The following is a 16722-nucleotide window of genomic DNA, read 5'->3' as shown; positions in this document are numbered from 1 at the left end:
ATTAAATTGAGCCTGTTCGGCCTCCGTCTATACGTAAACTAGTTCCGTTGATGTATGCACCACTATTGCTACTAAGCAAACCAGCATAGGCTGCTATTTCCTCAGGCTCACCAAATCGACCGGCGGGGATTGTATTTTTCATCTCTTTTTCAACTTCAATCTCTGATTTACCAAGTTTCTTAGATTTTCCCGCGACCAAACTTTCAATGCGAGCAGTATTGATAAATCCAGGTAAGATATTATTTACAGTAATTCCAAAGCCTCCTAACTCGTTGGCCAATGTCTTGGCCCATGAAGCCATAGCTCCTCTTACTGTATTACTCACCCCCAAACCTGCAATTGGCACCTTTACAGAGGTTGAGATGATATTCACGATACGTCCATATCCTGCATCTTTCATCCCCTCAAGTAACTTTTGAACCAAAATATGACTTACATGAAGATGTCTATTCATTGCAATTTCAAAGTCTGAAAGGCTAGCGTCCGCTAATGGTCCCGGTGCTGGTCCACCTGAATTGTTGATAAGAATTTGATAAGGAGCTTTTGATAGACCTACGTCAATCGCATTTTTCACGGCTTCTAAATCGTCAAAATCAGCAACCAAATAATCATGATCACCAGGAGATAACTGGTCAAGAGCTTTTTTAAGCGACTCTTCATTTCGAGCGAACAGCGTAACATTCGCTCCCATATCACTTAGTTCTTTTGCTATAGCAAGTCCCATTCCCTGAGAACTACCACATACCAAAGCTCTTCTTCCTTTCAGGTCTAAATCCATAAATTTTTTCTAACTTTTCTTCAAAAATAAACATCTCCGACATGGCAATAAAAAGACCCTTTAATCTAAAAAAATGGATCGACGACAATCGAGATCTATTAAAACCCCCGGTGGGGAACAAAAACCTATATACAGATGCAGGAGACTACATTGTGATGATTGTTGGCGGACCCAATGCACGTAAAGATTATCACTATAATGAAACAGAGGAGCTATTCTACCAACTGGAGGGAGATATTGAAGTGACTATCCAAGAAGATGGGAAAGCGGTGAAAGTCCCTATCAAAGAAGGTGAAATGTATCTTCATCCAGCTAAAGTTCCACATTCACCAGCACGACCTGCCAATTCAGTTGGTCTTGTTATCGAACGCAAAAGAGAACCTACACATCAGGATGGTCTACTCTGGTATTGCGACAATTGCAATCACAAACTTCATGAGACCTATTTTCAGCTTACAAACATTGAAAAAGATTTTCTTCCAAGATTTAAAGAGTTTTTCAATTCTGAAGAGTTAAGAACTTGCGATAATTGTGGTGAAACTATGGAAACAGACCCTAGATTCACCGATTAAATAAACGTTTTGAAGGAAGAAGCATTAAAACAAGCTGCTCAGCTGGATGAGCAAGATCAATTAGCAACATTTCGAACCCAATTTTATTTTCCTCAAAGAAATGGAAAGGATTGTATTTATTTATGTGGTAACTCCCTGGGGTTACAACCCAAAATCACCAAAGATTTTGTAAATGAGGAGTTGAAGAAGTGGGAAGAAAGTGGAGTCGAAGGGCATTTTACCGGAAATAGGCCATGGGTGAACTATCATAAAAACTCTAAATCGGCATTATCTAAACTAATAGGCGCGCATGAACATGAGGTTGTAGCAATGAACAACCTGACCACCAACCTCCATTTAGCTCTGGCTTCATTTTACAGGCCAAAAGGGAAAAGAACTAAAATATTGATTGAACGTGGAGCGTTTCCTTCTGATTTCTATGCGGTGCATTCTCGAATTCATGTCAGTGGGTTTGATCCAGTCGATAACCTAGTGGAATTGAATCCGGCAGATGGATCTGACTATTTGAGCACTGAAGAGATTGTTAGTAAAATCAAAGAGTTGGATGATGAACTAGCACTAGTAATGTTTCCAGGCATTCAGTACTACACAGGACAGCTATTTGAAATTCAAAAAATTACAGAAGCTGCACATGCCGTAGGAGCTTATGCAGGTTTTGATTTGGCTCACGCAGCTGGTAATGTTCCATTGAAACTACATGATTGCAAGGTAGATTTTGCAGTTTGGTGCACTTATAAATACCTCAACTCAGGCCCAGGCGGTGTAGGAGGACTTTTTGTGCATGAAAAACATGGTGAAAACAGGGAAATACCTCGACTTTCAGGATGGTGGGGACATAATGCAGAAAGCAGATTCAAGATGGACAATGAAATCAATCCAATTCCAACGGTGGATGGTTGGCAGTTGAGCAACGTCAACATACTTTCTCATGCTTCACACTTAGCTTCTCTTAAAATCTTCGATCATGCTGGTATTAATAATCTGAGAGCCAAAAGCCTCAAGCTTACCGATTTCATGGAAAGTTTAATAGAAAGCTCGGAAATCCTGGCAAAAGAAATAAGGATAATAACGCCTCGAAATCATCATGAAAGAGGAGCGCAACTATCGTTATACCTATTGAATTATGGTAAAAGTGTATTCGAATTTCTTATTAAAAAAGGAGTAATACTCGATTGGAGAGAGCCTAATGTGATTAGAGTAGCACCGGTTCCACTATACAATTCTTTTACTGATGCTGTGAACTTTATCTCAATTCTAGAAGAAGCAATTATCAATGAAAGATAAAATAAGTATAGTAGGAGCAGGACTTGTTGGGTCCCTATTGGCAGTTATCCTCAAACAAAAAGGATTTGATGTTCAGGTTTTCGAAAAACGAAAAGATCCGCGTAAATCGGATGTTGCAGAGGGAAGATCTATCAATTTGGCACTTAGCAATCGAGGAATTCGCCCGTTAAAAATGGCTGGTGTTTATGAAACCATCGAACCATTCCTTATTCCTATGAAAGGTCGGATGATGCATGCTGTGGATGGAGAGCTAACCTTTCAGCCCTACGGAAAGGAAGGTCAATTTATAAATTCCGTTTCAAGAGCTCAATTGAACGAATTACTTATTGAAAGTGCCGAAAAGTCTGGAGTAGAAGTTCATTTCGATCATAAGTGCACAAATGTGGATTTTGAAAAAAGCACATTGACCTTTCAGAATGGATCGACTATTCAATCAGATTTGATAGTAGGTACTGATGGTGCTTTTTCAGAGATTCGAAAGAAACTCCAATTAACTGATCGCTTCAATTTTTCACAGCATTACATTGAGCACGGATACAAGGAGCTCGCCATTGAACCTGTCAATAATAAATTTCTAATGGAGCCTAATTATCTACATATCTGGCCCAGAGGGAACTTTATGTTAATTGCATTGCCAAATAACGATAAAACATTTACTTGTACTCTTTTCTTTCCTTTTGAAGGAAATCCTTCTTTTTCACAGCTTAATACTAAAAAGGAAGTTGATGATTTTTTTGATAAGTACTTTAAAGATGCTAAAGCCTTAATTCCGGACTTAACTGATCAGTTTTTTTCAAATCCTACTTCTTCCCTTATCACGACAAAATGTGACCCCTGGTTCAAAAACTCAACTATTCTATTAGGTGACGCTGCACATGCCATCGTACCATTCTATGGCCAAGGTATGAACTCAGGATTTGAAGATGTACGCTTATTTATAGAATTAGCTGAAGAGATGGATTGGAATTGGGAACAAATCCTACCAAAGTATTCATCGAGCAGAAAAAAAGATGCAGATGCAATTTCTGAGCTTGCGCTTCATAATTTTATTGAAATGCGAGATCATGTAGGCGATCCTGATTTTTTGAGAAGAAAAGAGATTGAGTCCAAAATTCAAGCTAAATATCCCAAGGAATGGATTCCTCTATACAGCATGGTAACTTTTTCAGACATCCCTTATTCTGAGGCTTTAAGGCTAGGAAAAATCCAAAAGAAAATTATGGATGAGATACTTAATCAGGAAACTGAAATAAATCTGGAAAAAATTATTGAACGCTTTAATACTCTAAAGAAAGCCTACTAGAAAGTTTATCTATTGTTCGCTGTTCATCAGCAGAGATTCCATCTGCAGCATTAGCAAAAAGGTACATTGCCTCATAAACGAATTCCCTATCGTCAGGGTGTTCCTCAAGGTAGCTTTTAAGGGTATTTAAAAACTTTTTCTCCCATTTATCGATATTCTCCAGTAGGTACCTAAACTCTGTTCGAAAAAGGGTTTCTACCTTTTCTGCATTTGTATTAGGCATTTGATCCAAATAGAGTAAAGCAAGCCCTTTAGAAATATTTAGTACTCCGTCCCACTCCTCCTTATCTAGTTTTCCATCACTCATACACACGAGTAAGGATGGATATATTTTAAGGATGTAAGTGAATTGATCAAGGCCAAGCTCGGACTTTCTTACTTTATGATATTCTTCAAGAAGTGTCTCGTGCTGATTTTTCATTTTTAAGGTGAATTGGTGAGTTCTGCCTCCTAAAGATAAGTCTGATTATTCGAACTGCCTCAATAATACCGCTCCTCAAATCTATTTATTCAATTGATGGTGATTTTCAAGGCATAATGGCATCCAACTCGCTTTCCTGGACAAGAATTTTATAATTACTATAGATATCCAGAATCCGATCTACATATTCTACAGGTTCAGAACCTCTGCAATATCCGTATTCAACAACAGGATCATTGAAGTACTTAGAGCGTGATTTTTTTAACAAATATTCTCTTACGTCTTCCCAACTTTTTGTATCTCCACCATATTTTTCTGTCAATCTAACCGCATCCTGAAGATGCCCCAATCCAACATTGTAAGATGCCAATACAAATTTCAATCGCTCATCCTCGTTATCAATTTTCTTTGCCCACTGGCGTTGGAGCCATTGTAGATGTTTCGTCCCCGCATAAATATTTTGCTGTGGATCATACAAATCCCTGACTCCATATTCTCTGCCGGTTTTTGGCATTATCTGCATTAGTCCTATGGCGCCTGCCCAAGACTCAGCATTTTCATTAAACTTTGATTCTCTAAACACCTGGGCAGCCAATAATAACCAATCCCATCCCAGTTCATCAGCTGCGTTTTGAATTAAACTGTCATAAGGTGAAATTGATCCTCCTCCTCTAATGGAAGAATATTTGCTTCTAGATCTTCTTAAAGCTGATTTAGAACTTCTAAAATACTTATCGTATATCACGTAATAATCAGTTGTTTTTCGCATTCTTAATATCCAGTCATTAAGTTCGTTGAGTAACTGATCCGCATTTTTTCTGACACCCCAGGCTATTTGAGTCGAAAAACTAATTGGTGTTTTTACATCTAAATTGGGATAGTACGTTGAATTCACGAGAGCCACATCTTCCTCTGCCACTGTATAATCTATTTCACCTTTTGCAACCATTTTGATGAGTTGCTCAGTTTCTACATTGGTCTCTCCAGGAATGATCAGGATATCACCTCCAATTTCTTCTGAAAGGTTGACCATTCTATCATAATATGATGAATAAGGTCGTACAACCACCTCTTTTCCAATCAAATCGACAGGATTTCTAATTAATTGTGCTTCTATTTCATGAAGCTTCATCTGCCTCCAATTGTCAGGTTTACGCTGAATCAAAACCTGCTTTTGCAAGTTATGGTAATGAGTAAATGCTATTCGTTTTTTACGTTCTTTAGTTACTGTTAGATTATAAGCAAGTATATCTCCTTCTCCAGTATTTAGCTTGTTAAATGCTTCTCCTAAATTTTGAGTAATGTTTATTCTGAGCTGAATTTCTTGTTCTTCGCAAAATAATTTGAGCAGTTCGTACTCGTAACCCATTGTTTTGCCTTTATAAACAAAAAGCCCTGTTGAGCTATTATCCATAATAGCCGTTATGTAACCTCGTTCTTTGATCTTTGGCAGATCTAGATCAATAATAAATTCTTCTCGTTCTGGGTAATCAGCTGCACTTTGACTAGAAGATGATTGCTTACATGAAGCTATTAGCAATAGAAATGTAAAAGAAAGTAATGTGGCTTTAGATTGGTAACCCATATATCACTTTAAAATACATAATTTCCAGAAAATGGATTCAATTTTTTGGTTACCGTACTGCTTCCTTACTGGAAACAAACTGGAGGGCAGCATGGGTAATCGCTTCAGTGTCATACCCACATTCTTTGTGCAACTGCGGTTGCTCGCCATGTTCGATGATTGTGTCTGGTATTCCCAGTCTCTTTATTGTCGAATTGTACTCATTGTCAGCTGCAAATTCCAAAATCGCTGATCCAAAGCCTCCCATAATGCACCCGTCTTCAACAGTAATTACATATTTATGATTTCGGAAAATTTCATGAAGCATTTCTTCATCCAAAGGTTTAACAAATCGCATGTCATAAACAGATGGATTTATACCCTCTGTTTTTAGCTCTTCAGCGGCATTCAATGCATAATTCCCAACTTGACCGATGGAGAGAATGGCAAGATCTTCTCCATTTATTAATTTTCTGCCTTTTCCGATCTCTACTTTTTCAAATACTGTTCTCCATTCCGGCATCACACCAGTACCGCGAGGGTATCTGATTGAAAATGGGCCATTATGCATACTTGCCGTAAACATGAGGTTACGAAGTTCAGCTTCGTTCATTGGTGCTGATACCACCATATTTGGAATGCATCTCATGAATGCAATGTCATATGCTCCATGATGAGTTGGTCCATCGGCTCCTGCCACTCCTGCCCTGTCCATACAGAAAACAACATGCAAATTCTGAATACATACATCATGGATGACCTGATCATAGGCCCGCTGCATAAACGTACTGTAGATATTACAAAATGGTACCATGCCTTGAGTAGCTAAACCTGCGGAAAATGTAACTGCATGCTGTTCCGCAATCCCAACATCATACGATCGGTCAGGGAAGGCTTCCATCATAATCTTCATTGATGAACCTGATGGCATTGCAGGAGTAATTCCTACAATTTTCTTATTCTTTTCAGCTAGCTCAACTAAAGAATGCCCAAAAACATCCTGAAACTTGGGAGGTTGAGGAGTATCATGTTTCTTCTTATTTATTGCACCAGTAATCTTATCAAAAGTGCCTGGCGCATGCCATAAGGTTTGATCTTTTTCGGCAAGGTCATAGCCTTTCCCCTTAACGGTCAAACAGTGAAGAATTTTGGGTCCGGGAATCTTTTTAAGATCTTGCATGACGTCCACCAGATGGTTAACATCATGTCCATCAATTGGCCCAAAGTATCTTAAATTAAGCGACTCAAATAAATTGCTTTGCTTTAGTAGCAAACTCTTCATTGAGTTTTCAACCTTAGCGGCTATTTCCTGTGCATTCGGTCCAAATTTGCTGATTTTGCCTAATATTTTCCAGACTTCATCTCTGAATTTGTTGTAGGTCTGGCTTGTAGTGATATCAGTTAAATAATCCTTAAGAGCTCCAACATTTGGATCAATTGACATACAATTATCATTCAGTACAATGAGTAAATTTGAGTTACTCACTCCGGCATGATTCATTGCTTCAAAAGCCAATCCACCAGTCATTGCACCATCACCAATTACCGCAATGTGTTGCTTGTCTTTTTCATTTTTTAAACGGGAGGCCTCAGCCATTCCAAGTGCTGCAGAAATTGAAGTAGAAGAATGACCAACACCGAATGTGTCATATTGGCTTTCGCTTCTTTTTGGAAAGCCAGAAATGCCTTTATATTTTCTATTTGTGTGGAAAGATTCTTTTCGACCTGTTAATATTTTGTGACCGTATGCTTGATGACCGACATCCCAAACTAACTGATCTTCTGGTGTATTGAACACATAGTGTAGAGCAACAGTCAATTCTGTGACTCCTAAACTTGCACCGAAATGACCTCCATAGACAGAAACATTATCGATGATAAAATCACGTAGCTCCTGGCAAACTTGTGCTAACTGTCTTGTATCTAATTTTTTCAGATCATCTGGTGAGTCGATCTCTGATAGAAGTGGTCCAGGTTTAATCTCCATGATTTAATATATTTCTTCAAAACGCCGCTCAGCTCAAATTGTTTGACGCTTTGTTTAACGACAGTCAGACTGCAAAACTAAACATTAGGTAGAAAGGTAAATTAATTCAGTGTGAAATTCCATAATGTCGTAATTTTGGACAGTGACAATTGATCAAAAATTTGAGATAAAACTTCCTCTTTTCGAGGGTCCATTTGATTTACTTCTTTTCTTCATAGAAAGGGATGAGTTGGACATCTATGATATCCCTATTGCTAAAATCACAGAAGATTTTTTGAATTATCTGGAGCACCTTGAAAAACTTAATGTTGAAGTTGCTAGTGAGTTTATACTCGTAGCTGCTACTTTGATGCGAATAAAAGCCAAAATGTTACTGCCTCGACCAGTTATAGATGAGGAGGGTAATGAGGTTGACCCGAGAGAAGAATTGATTAAACACTTATTAGAGTATAAAAAATACAAATCCGTTGTAGCGACACTTTCAGAAATGGAATCCGAACGTTTGGATAGAGAACGAAGGGGAAACCTTAAGAAAGAAATCAAACATCTTTCAGAGACTATAAATGTAGAATCTGAACTCCAGGATCTTGACCTTTATAAAATGATGAAGGTGTTTCAGAAGGTGATGAAACGGTATGAGTTTGAGCAAAACAAGCCCATACATCAAGTAGTACAGTATCCATATACGATAGAAAAGCAAAAGGCTAAACTTATGGAAAGACTGGTATATGGGAAGAAACTTTCTTTCACAGAGATGATTGTAGAAAAACCAGATAAAATCCTTGTAATATTTAATTTCTTATCAATACTTGAGCTTTTACAGCTTAAGCAAATTGTTATCTCATTAGGAGAAGGATTCAATAACTTCTGGATTGAGAGAAGAGATGAAACTGCATTAACTAAAAGTAAATAAAAAAGCCTGTGATTTACACAAGCTTTTCAATGCTATCTCAATTATTTTTTTAGAATCTCTCTGTTGCTGAGAAGAAGAAGCTTGCTTCAATCGCTGAATTTTCATCAGAATCAGATCCATGGATCGCATTTGCTTCAATTGATTTTGCAAATTGCTTTCTGATAGTTCCTTCTGCTGCTTCTGCAGGATTAGTTGCTCCAATCAAGTTTCTGAAATCTTCAACTGCATTATCTTTTTCCAGAACCATTGCTATAATTGGTCCGGAAGACATGTATGCTACAAGATCATTATAAAATGGTCGTTCCTTGTGTACTTCGTAGAACTGTCCAGCTCGATCAGCTGATAATTTGGTCAATTTTGCTGCCTCAATTTTAAAACCTGCATCTTCGATAATTTTAATGATCGCTCCAGAGTTACCAGCTGCATAAGCATCTGGTTTAATCATTGTAAAAGTCTTTTTTCCAGCCATTATTCGTTTTTTGTTTAACTCTCTAAAATCGCCGCAAAAATAACGGAATCATAAAGAGTTTACTCAGCATTACAAGGTTTTATAAATTCTACTAATTTTGCGGTTCACTTTTGCCCGTTCAGGGCATTTTTTATGAAGGACATACGAGCGTTACAGGACTTCTTGCAATCCCCTAAAAAGATCGTTATTACAACTCATGCTAATCCAGATGCTGATGCACTTGGATCTTCTCTTGGTCTTTATCATTTTCTGAAGAGAAAAGGCCATGAGGTCAATGCCATTGTTCCCAATAGCTATCCTGATTTTTTAGAGTGGATGCCGGGTAATTCTAGCGTGATTAATTATGAAAAGTCAAATTCAAAGGCAACAGAGTTAATTCGCGATGCTGAATTATTATTTTGCCTGGATTATTCAGGATTTGGAAGAATTAAAGGCATGAAAGATGTTGCTCAACAAGCCTCTGCTAAAATTGCTTTAGTGGATCACCATCTTAATCCTGAGATTAAGCCAGATTTCAATTTCTGGAATGATAAGTCAGCTGCTACAGCGGAATTGATCTATGATCTGATCATAAACTTTAGTGGGAAGGATGAAATTGATGTGAATATAGCAGAATGTCTGTATGCTGGTATTATGACGGATACAGGATCTTTCAAGCATCCGTCTACAACATCTAAAATCCATCGGATTGTCGCAGATCTTATAGATTTAGGTGCCAATGTAAATAAGGTGAGTCGTCTAATATATGACACAAACTCCCTCGAAAGATTAAGATTTTTAGGACATGCACTTGCAGAGAGACTCAAAGTTGATGAGTCTTCCCGAGTGGCGTATTTTGTAATCGGTGAGGAAGATTTTAAGGATTTCAAACTTAAGCAAGGAGATACGGAAGGACTTGTTAATTACGCGCTCTCAATTAAAGGAATTGCGGTTGCAGCGATCATTATTCAGAAGGATAATGAAATAAAACTTTCATTCAGAAGCATTGGAGACTTTGCAGTTAATAAATTCGCGGAAGAATACTTCAGTGGTGGTGGACATAAAAATGCTTCAGGTGGCATGTCTGAGCTTAGCCTTGAAGAAACAGAAAAAAAATTCAAAGAATTAATAGATAAAGACATTTTAAAAACAAGAATCAAATGAAGAAATTAGGATATATCATTTTAGCTATCGTTCTGGTAGCGTGCGGGTCAAACTCTTTTGAAACAGAAAGTGGCACAACTGTTACATATTTAAAGAAGGGTAATGGCGATACTCCAGTAGATAGTCTGGTTTCTATGTTCAGAATAAAATACTCAACTGAAAATGGATTTGTTATGATGGAGTCTGATGAGCCTATGCCATTAAAGATTGACCCAAATAACGTATCTGAGCAGGGAGAATTATTTGAAGTACTGACGCAACTTAGAACGGGAGATAGTGTTGGTTTTGAATTAGTCGCATCAGAACTTTTTGAGAAAACTTTCCGAGCTCCTATTCCAGACACTATTCCGTCAGATAGTAAAATTAAATTTGAGGTTGCTTACGTTGATCAACTGACTGAGCAAGGATACTATGACATGGTTGCCAAAAAAGCTGAGGAAGCAGCTGAAAAGCAAATCGTGATAGACAATGAATTGCTTGACAATTATTTATCAGAAAATAACATTGATGCACAAGCAACAGAAAGCGGCTTGAGATACGTTATAAAAGAAGAAGGAAATGGTCCTAAACCCGAAGTAGGTCAAAACGTAAGGGTCAATTATGCTGGTTATATTCTAAGTGGAGAGTATTTTGATACAAGCTTGGAAACTGTAGCTAAAGAACAAGGAATTTATCAAGAAGGAAGACCTTATCAGCCATTTACATTCCCAATCGGTCAGGGAAGAGTAATCAAAGGATGGGATGAAGGAATTGGCCTGTTAAATGTTGGAACAAAAGCAACTCTTTACATACCAAGTACTCTTGGTTATGGAAGCAGAAGTGCTGGTGCAGTTATAAAGCCAAATTCAATTCTAGTCTTCGACGTTGAGTTATTAGAAATAGTTGATTAATAATATGAAATCAGGATTATTAGTTGGAATTGGAGTTGTTATCCTTTTCCTTATAGGATGTGGGGATGGGGATGTAGTTATCCAAGAAGATCCAGATGTACAACTTGAAAATGACAGTATTGCAATTGCAGAATACATGTCTGAAAAAGGGTATGAAAACTACTCTACCACTCCTTCAGGAGTCAGGTATTTAATTCTGGATGAGGGTACCGGGGATCCAATTGATGAAAGTGATATTGTCACTTTCGACTACATTGGAATCCTTTTAAATGATACCATTTTTGACACAACAGTAAAAGCTGTGGGAGACAGTATACGAGCTCACTTTCTGGAAGACAGTGTTGGATTGGCAGATAAAACTGTTCACGAAACATTCCTTGCCCTGTATTATGAAGATAAAATCTATTCCCCTTTGACATATACATATAGCGTATCAGGGTGGACAATAGATGAACAGTTTATTCAAGGATTTACTGATGGGATTACAGTAACTTTTAATCAAATGAATGTAGGTGGTAAAGCAATTATTGCTCTTCCTTCTGCAATAGCGTACGGAACGAGGGGGTCTGGATTGCTTATTGATCCTAACACCCCAATTACATTTGAACTTTATCCAATCAGTGTAACTAAACAATAATGAAAGTGTGCTTTGCCTCGCATAATGCAAATAAGGTAAAGGAACTAAATGAGATGGTACCTGACCATATCTCTATCTTAGGATTGGAAGAGTTAGGTATCAAAGAGGACATTGAGGAAAGTGGAAAAACACTAGAGGAAAATTCGCTTATCAAAGCAAGGTATGTTTTTGAAAAACATAAGATACCTGTGATTGCAGATGATAGCGGATTGGTGGTCCATGCGCTCAATGGTGAGCCTGGGGTTTATTCAGCCAGGTATGCCGGTCCTGAGAAAAACGATGATATGAACATGGATTTGTTGCTTAAAAATCTTGAAACTGTTTCTGATAGATCCGCAGCATTTCAAACTGTCATTTCTTACATAGATGAAAGTGGTCAATTGAATCAATTTAAGGGAGAAATCCAGGGTAAAATCATTGATGTAAAAAAGGGGAATAATGGATTTGGTTACGATCCAATATTTCAACCGATTGGATATGAAGGAACATTTGCAGAGCTTTCTTCGGATTTAAAAAATCGAATTTCTCATAGGGCTAGAGCCGTGCATAAACTATTGGAATATCTTCGTCAAGAGCTATGAAAAAACCAATAGTAGTAGGAATAACCGGTGGTAGTGGGTCAGGGAAGACCCTATTTATGAGTGAGCTTTTAAAGCAAGTACCTCATGCTGCCCTTCACTCTATGGATAACTACTACATTGAAAAGAGGCATCAGCCTAAGGATGAGGAGGGAATCGAAAATTTTGACACCCCACAGTCTATAGATCAAAGAAAATTTGCTGATGATCTCAATAAACTAATAGCAGGCAAGTCAATTGAAATCACAGAGTATACGTATAACAATGACCGTGATAATCCAAGTCCTAAAAAAATAAGCATTCAAAGCAGTCCGATCATTCTAGTAGAAGGAATATTCACTTTTCATATAGATGAAGTTCGCGAATTACTTGATCTAAAACTCTACATTGAGGCACCAGACTATTTGATGATGAAACGTAGAATCATTAGAGATGCCCAAGAGCGTGGCTATGATTTGGAAGATGTGCTATATCGATATGAGCATCATGTTACACCTGCTTATAAAAAGTTCATAGAGCCTTCTAAGGACTATGCTGACCTTGTTATACCAAATCATGACCACTTTGAAAAAGCCCTAAAAGTAATTATTGCTTTTCTTAATCAGTGATTTTGCTACATTTGCCTCCACTTTGAAAATATCAAGGGTCATATCGAAGAAATTTTATCAGGCTGCCTTCGGCATAATGATTGGGCTATTTGTACTTACTCAAGCTGCAGTAGCTCCTCAATATAGCGCTGACAAGCAAGAGCAAAGTGATTCCAAAGCATCTGAAAATCAACAGATCACTAAATCAGCTGTTGTACCAACATCTACTCTTCAGATAAACCTTGATTATCAATCGTACTTAGTTTCTGAACTTTTTTATCAAGATGATGAAGATGAAAAGGTTCCAGTTGTTAAGACATTTCTACCCGCTACTCAAAAAGCACTAAAAATACTTTTCAGTAGAATCATCTCGCCAAATGCACCCTGAGGCGGTGTTTAAATAACTCGCTTCATTTAAATCAAAATTTTTACAACAAAAACTCATTGGGTTATCCAATGTCATAATCTATAAAATCATGAAAAATAAAGGATTTATAGTCTTTTTAACGATACTGATCTCATTGCTCTGTATCTACTATTTGTCGTTTACCTACGTTTCACAAAACATTCAGAAAGATGCTAGAGCAGCTACCGAAAATGCTGATGGAACTGTTGACGTTATCGAAAAACAACGATACCTCGATTCTATTTGGAATGAGCCTGTTTATAATCTTTTCGGAATCGATTATACCTATAAAGAGATAAAGGAAACTGAGCTTAACCTTGGCCTTGACCTTCAAGGTGGAATGCACGTAACTTTAGAGGTTTCACCAATAGACATCCTAAAAGGATTGAGCGGTAACAGTACAGACCCTGATTTTTTAGCTGCTTTGGATCAAGCAAAACAAAATGTCAGAGGAACACAATTAAATTTTGTAGACGAATTCTATAGTCAATTCAAAGAAAGAGCTCCAGGCAAAGAGTTGGCTCAAATTTTTGCTACTGCCTCAAATAGAGGAAGAATTAGTCTCCAAAGCACCGATGCTGAAATATTGGAAATCATAGACATTGAAGTTGAAAGTGCCATCGATCGATCCTTTAATATCCTTAGAACAAGGATTGATAGATTCGGTACTTCTCAGCCAAATATTCAACGACTTCAAGGAACCGGTAGAATTCAGATCGAGCTTCCAGGAGTCGACAATCCACAGAGGGTTCGCAAACTTCTTCAAGGAGTAGCAAAACTAGAATTTTGGGAAGTGCATCAGCAACAGGAAGTTGCTCCTGTGTTAATTTCCATCAATTCATTGATCGTTGAAGAGATGAAGAAAAATCCAACTTCAATTGATTTAAATGAAGATGATAAGCAACCAAAAGATGATATCACCGCATTATTAGAAGGAAGTGAAACTGATTCCTTAACTATAGCAGAAGAAGATTCCCTTCAAAATGATCAACTTGATTCACTAATTAACACCCAAAACTCACCCCTCTTTGAATTATTAGTAAACTCACAATATGGTGGGCTTATCTACAATGCAAAGGATACGTCAAGAATCAATCGAATACTTGAACGAGATGATGTACAAGAGATAATTCCTGCGACGATGAAGTTTCTTTGGGATGTAAAGCCTAAAGACAAGGGTGAAGATGTTGGTGGACCGGATTTACTTGAGCTTTATCCAATTAAAACCAATAGAAGTGGTAAGGCTTCATTAACCGGAGAGACAATCTCTAGTGCAACTGCCTATCTAAACGAACGTGCTGAGCCTGAGATATCCATGCAGATGAACGCTACGGGCTCCAGAACGTGGGCAAAAATGACTAGTGAAAATGTGGGTCAAAGAATCGCAATTGTTCTTGATAATTATGTGTTTTCAGCCCCAAATGTAATTGGTGAGATACCAAATGGTAGATCATCTATTTCAGGCGGATTTCAAACCATTGACGAAGCGAAAGACTTGGCAAACATTCTGAAAGCTGGTTCTTTGCCAGCACCAACTACTATTGTTGAAGATGTTGTAGTAGGTCCTACATTAGGTAAAGTGGCTCAGAAACAAGGGCTTAACTCAATCCTAGTAGGTTTAGTCATAGTAATTGTATTTATGGTGGTCTACTATGCGAAAGGTGGATTAATTGCTAACCTGGCCTTATTCTTCAATGTATTCTTCATCATGGGTATTTTAGCACAGTTTGGCACATCACTTACCTTACCAGGTATTGCTGGTATTGTGCTTACAATCGGTATGGCAATTGATGCGAACGTTCTAATCTTTGAAAGAATTAAAGAGGAATTAAGAAATGGTTCTGGATTAAAGGCGGCAATTTCTTCTGGTTACTCGAAAGCATACTGGTCCATATTTGATGCAAATGTTACTACACTAATTGTAGGAATTATACTTTTCACATTGGGACAAGGTCCTGTTAAAGGATTCGCTATAACCTTGATGATAGGTATCGTTTGTTCATTCTTTAGTGCGGTATTTATCACACGCGTAATTGTAGAAGCCTTCTCTAAGAAGGGTGACAATGCAAAGATTTCATTTGCAAATGCATTTTCGAAAAATGCTTTAACAAACTTGAATATTGACTTCTTAAGTAAGCGTAAGTTGGCATACATGTTCAGTTCGATTTTCATTACGATTGGAATTATCGCAATGGTTATCAAAGGCATCACTTTAGGTGTTGACTTCAAGGGAGGCCGGTCTTATGTAATCACCTTTGACGAGGCTAAAAGTCCTACTGAGATTAAGACATCTCTTGGTAATTATTTTGAAAATGCTGGAACCGAGGTTAAAACGTTTGGAGCACCGAACGTTTTGAAAATTACTACTTCATACAAAATAGATGAAGAAAGTGATGAGGCTGATTTAGTAGTAAGAGATGAGTTAATCAATGGGTTGACTGAAACTACAGGACTTTCCTACATAGAAGACGGATCTCAACTAAGTGAAGGAAATTTCACAATATCAAGTTCTTCCAAGGTAACTGCCACAATTGCAGATGATATCAAGAATTCCTCTTATAAATCAGGAGTTATTGCACTGATATGTATCTTCATCTATATCGTATTCCGATTTAGAAAATGGCAATTTGGATTAGGAGCTATCATCGCCCTATTCCATGATACCTTATTTGTATTGTCAGCTTTTGCGATTGCCAATCTGGCAGGTATATCATTCGAAGCTGATCAGGTCTTCGTTGCAGCTATCTTAACCATTATTGGTTACTCAATTAATGATACGGTAGTGGTATTTGATCGTATCAGGGAGAATATGGGAATTAAATCTGGATCTGAGTTAATACCTGTATTCAATGAATCGCTTAATAATACAATAAGCAGAACATTTATTACCTCAATTACAACATTGATTGTTGTAATCGTTCTATTTCTATTTGGAGGTGCTGTTTTGCAAGGGTTCTCATTCGCATTGTTGGTGGGTATTATCGTAGGTACATACTCTTCCATTTTTATTGCAACGCCGATTGTAATCGACCTTAATAAGAAAGAAAACTAAGTTTTCTCAAACAATATAATCAGGCCCACATCCAACTAAGATGTGGGCTTTTTTGTGCTCTATAACCATTTTCGCATTTGAACCGGTCGAGCAAATCTTCTTTGATGTTGTCAATTGTCAGATTAACCTTTAAATTCA

General features: G+C 37.6%; 16 protein-coding genes. 11 read left to right on the top strand and 5 right to left on the bottom strand.

What is annotated here, in order from left to right; genetic code table 11:
• Position 1: 1 nt before the first annotated feature.
• Entirely contained in the window at positions 2-778 is a 777-nt protein-coding gene (locus ACOMC3_RS00465; protein WP_420317553.1) for an SDR family oxidoreductase, read from the bottom strand.
• Positions 779-819: 41 nt separating this feature from the next.
• Between ACOMC3_RS00465 and ACOMC3_RS00460 the strand changes: the two genes are divergently transcribed.
• The 3 genes from ACOMC3_RS00460 to ACOMC3_RS00450 are packed head-to-tail and all read left to right on the top strand — an operon-like array spanning position 820 to position 3937.
• Positions 820-1350 (top strand): 3-hydroxyanthranilate 3,4-dioxygenase, encoded by a 531-nt coding sequence (locus tag ACOMC3_RS00460; protein ID WP_420317552.1) that lies wholly within the window; start codon positions 820-822, stop codon positions 1348-1350.
• 9 nt (positions 1351-1359) lie between these two features.
• The gene (gene kynU, locus ACOMC3_RS00455; RefSeq protein ID WP_420317551.1) at positions 1360-2634 is read left to right on the top strand and encodes a kynureninase; all 1275 of its coding nucleotides are present in this window, start codon (positions 1360-1362) and stop codon (positions 2632-2634) included.
• Positions 2624-3937, top strand: coding sequence for an FAD-dependent oxidoreductase (locus ACOMC3_RS00450; protein ID WP_420317550.1), 1314 nt, complete (start codon positions 2624-2626; stop codon positions 3935-3937). Before kynU ends, ACOMC3_RS00450 begins: the two co-directional genes overlap by 11 nt.
• Here the strand turns inward: ACOMC3_RS00450 and ACOMC3_RS00445 are convergent.
• The 3 genes from ACOMC3_RS00445 to dxs all read right to left on the bottom strand — a co-directional run bounded on the left by ACOMC3_RS00445 (position 3912) and on the right by dxs (position 7909).
• On the bottom strand, positions 3912-4358 hold the full coding sequence (locus ACOMC3_RS00445) for a hypothetical protein (RefSeq protein WP_420317549.1): 447 nt from the start codon (positions 4356-4358) through the stop codon (positions 3912-3914). The genes ACOMC3_RS00450 and ACOMC3_RS00445 overlap by 26 nt on opposite strands.
• 106 nt (positions 4359-4464) lie before the next feature.
• Complete coding sequence (locus tag ACOMC3_RS00440; protein ID WP_420317548.1) at positions 4465-5943, bottom strand: transglycosylase SLT domain-containing protein; 1479 nt, start codon at positions 5941-5943, stop codon at positions 4465-4467.
• Positions 5944-5992: 49 nt separating this feature from the next.
• Positions 5993-7909 (bottom strand): 1-deoxy-D-xylulose-5-phosphate synthase, encoded by a 1917-nt coding sequence (gene dxs / locus ACOMC3_RS00435; RefSeq protein ID WP_420317547.1) that lies wholly within the window; start codon positions 7907-7909, stop codon positions 5993-5995.
• A gap of 142 nt (positions 7910-8051) precedes the next feature.
• On the opposite strand from dxs, the gene ACOMC3_RS00430 reads away from it, so the two are divergent.
• Entirely contained in the window at positions 8052-8822 is a 771-nt protein-coding gene (locus tag ACOMC3_RS00430; RefSeq protein ID WP_420317546.1) for a segregation and condensation protein A, read from the top strand.
• A gap of 49 nt (positions 8823-8871) precedes the next feature.
• On the opposite strand, the gene ACOMC3_RS00425 is transcribed toward ACOMC3_RS00430, so the two are convergent.
• Positions 8872-9291 (bottom strand): nucleoside-diphosphate kinase, encoded by a 420-nt coding sequence (locus tag ACOMC3_RS00425; RefSeq protein ID WP_420317545.1) that lies wholly within the window; start codon positions 9289-9291, stop codon positions 8872-8874.
• 132 nt (positions 9292-9423) lie between these two features.
• On the opposite strand from ACOMC3_RS00425, the gene ACOMC3_RS00420 reads away from it, so the two are divergent.
• The 7 genes from ACOMC3_RS00420 to secDF all read left to right on the top strand — a co-directional run bounded on the left by ACOMC3_RS00420 (position 9424) and on the right by secDF (position 16584).
• A complete protein-coding gene (locus ACOMC3_RS00420) occupies positions 9424-10434 on the top strand; it encodes a DHH family phosphoesterase (RefSeq protein WP_420317544.1) in 1011 nt (336 codons plus the stop codon).
• A complete protein-coding gene (locus tag ACOMC3_RS00415; RefSeq protein ID WP_420317543.1) occupies positions 10431-11324 on the top strand; it encodes an FKBP-type peptidyl-prolyl cis-trans isomerase in 894 nt (297 codons plus the stop codon). Before ACOMC3_RS00420 ends, ACOMC3_RS00415 begins: the two co-directional genes overlap by 4 nt.
• Positions 11325-11328: 4 nt before the next feature.
• Positions 11329-11961, top strand: coding sequence for an FKBP-type peptidyl-prolyl cis-trans isomerase (locus tag ACOMC3_RS00410; protein WP_420317542.1), 633 nt, complete (start codon positions 11329-11331; stop codon positions 11959-11961).
• On the top strand, positions 11961-12542 hold the full coding sequence (gene rdgB / locus ACOMC3_RS00405) for an RdgB/HAM1 family non-canonical purine NTP pyrophosphatase (RefSeq protein ID WP_420317541.1): 582 nt from the start codon (positions 11961-11963) through the stop codon (positions 12540-12542). The genes ACOMC3_RS00410 and rdgB overlap by 1 nt, the downstream gene beginning before the upstream one ends.
• Positions 12539-13147 carry a uridine kinase family protein gene (locus tag ACOMC3_RS00400; protein WP_420317540.1) on the top strand — a complete coding sequence of 203 codons (609 nt, stop codon included), beginning with the start codon at positions 12539-12541 and terminating at the stop codon, positions 13145-13147. The genes rdgB and ACOMC3_RS00400 overlap by 4 nt, the downstream gene beginning before the upstream one ends.
• The gene (locus tag ACOMC3_RS00395) at positions 13128-13514 is read left to right on the top strand and encodes a hypothetical protein (RefSeq protein ID WP_420317539.1); all 387 of its coding nucleotides are present in this window, start codon (positions 13128-13130) and stop codon (positions 13512-13514) included. Before ACOMC3_RS00400 ends, ACOMC3_RS00395 begins: the two co-directional genes overlap by 20 nt.
• A gap of 88 nt (positions 13515-13602) precedes the next feature.
• Entirely contained in the window at positions 13603-16584 is a 2982-nt protein-coding gene (secDF, locus tag ACOMC3_RS00390; protein ID WP_420317538.1) for a protein translocase subunit SecDF, read from the top strand.
• Positions 16585-16722 lie beyond the last annotated feature (138 nt).

The sequence above is a fragment of the Ekhidna sp. genome, assembly GCF_965212185.1.
Taxonomy (GTDB): Bacteria; Bacteroidota; Bacteroidia; order Cytophagales; family Cyclobacteriaceae; genus Ekhidna.
This window is presented reverse-complemented; position numbering and strand designations above follow the sequence as displayed.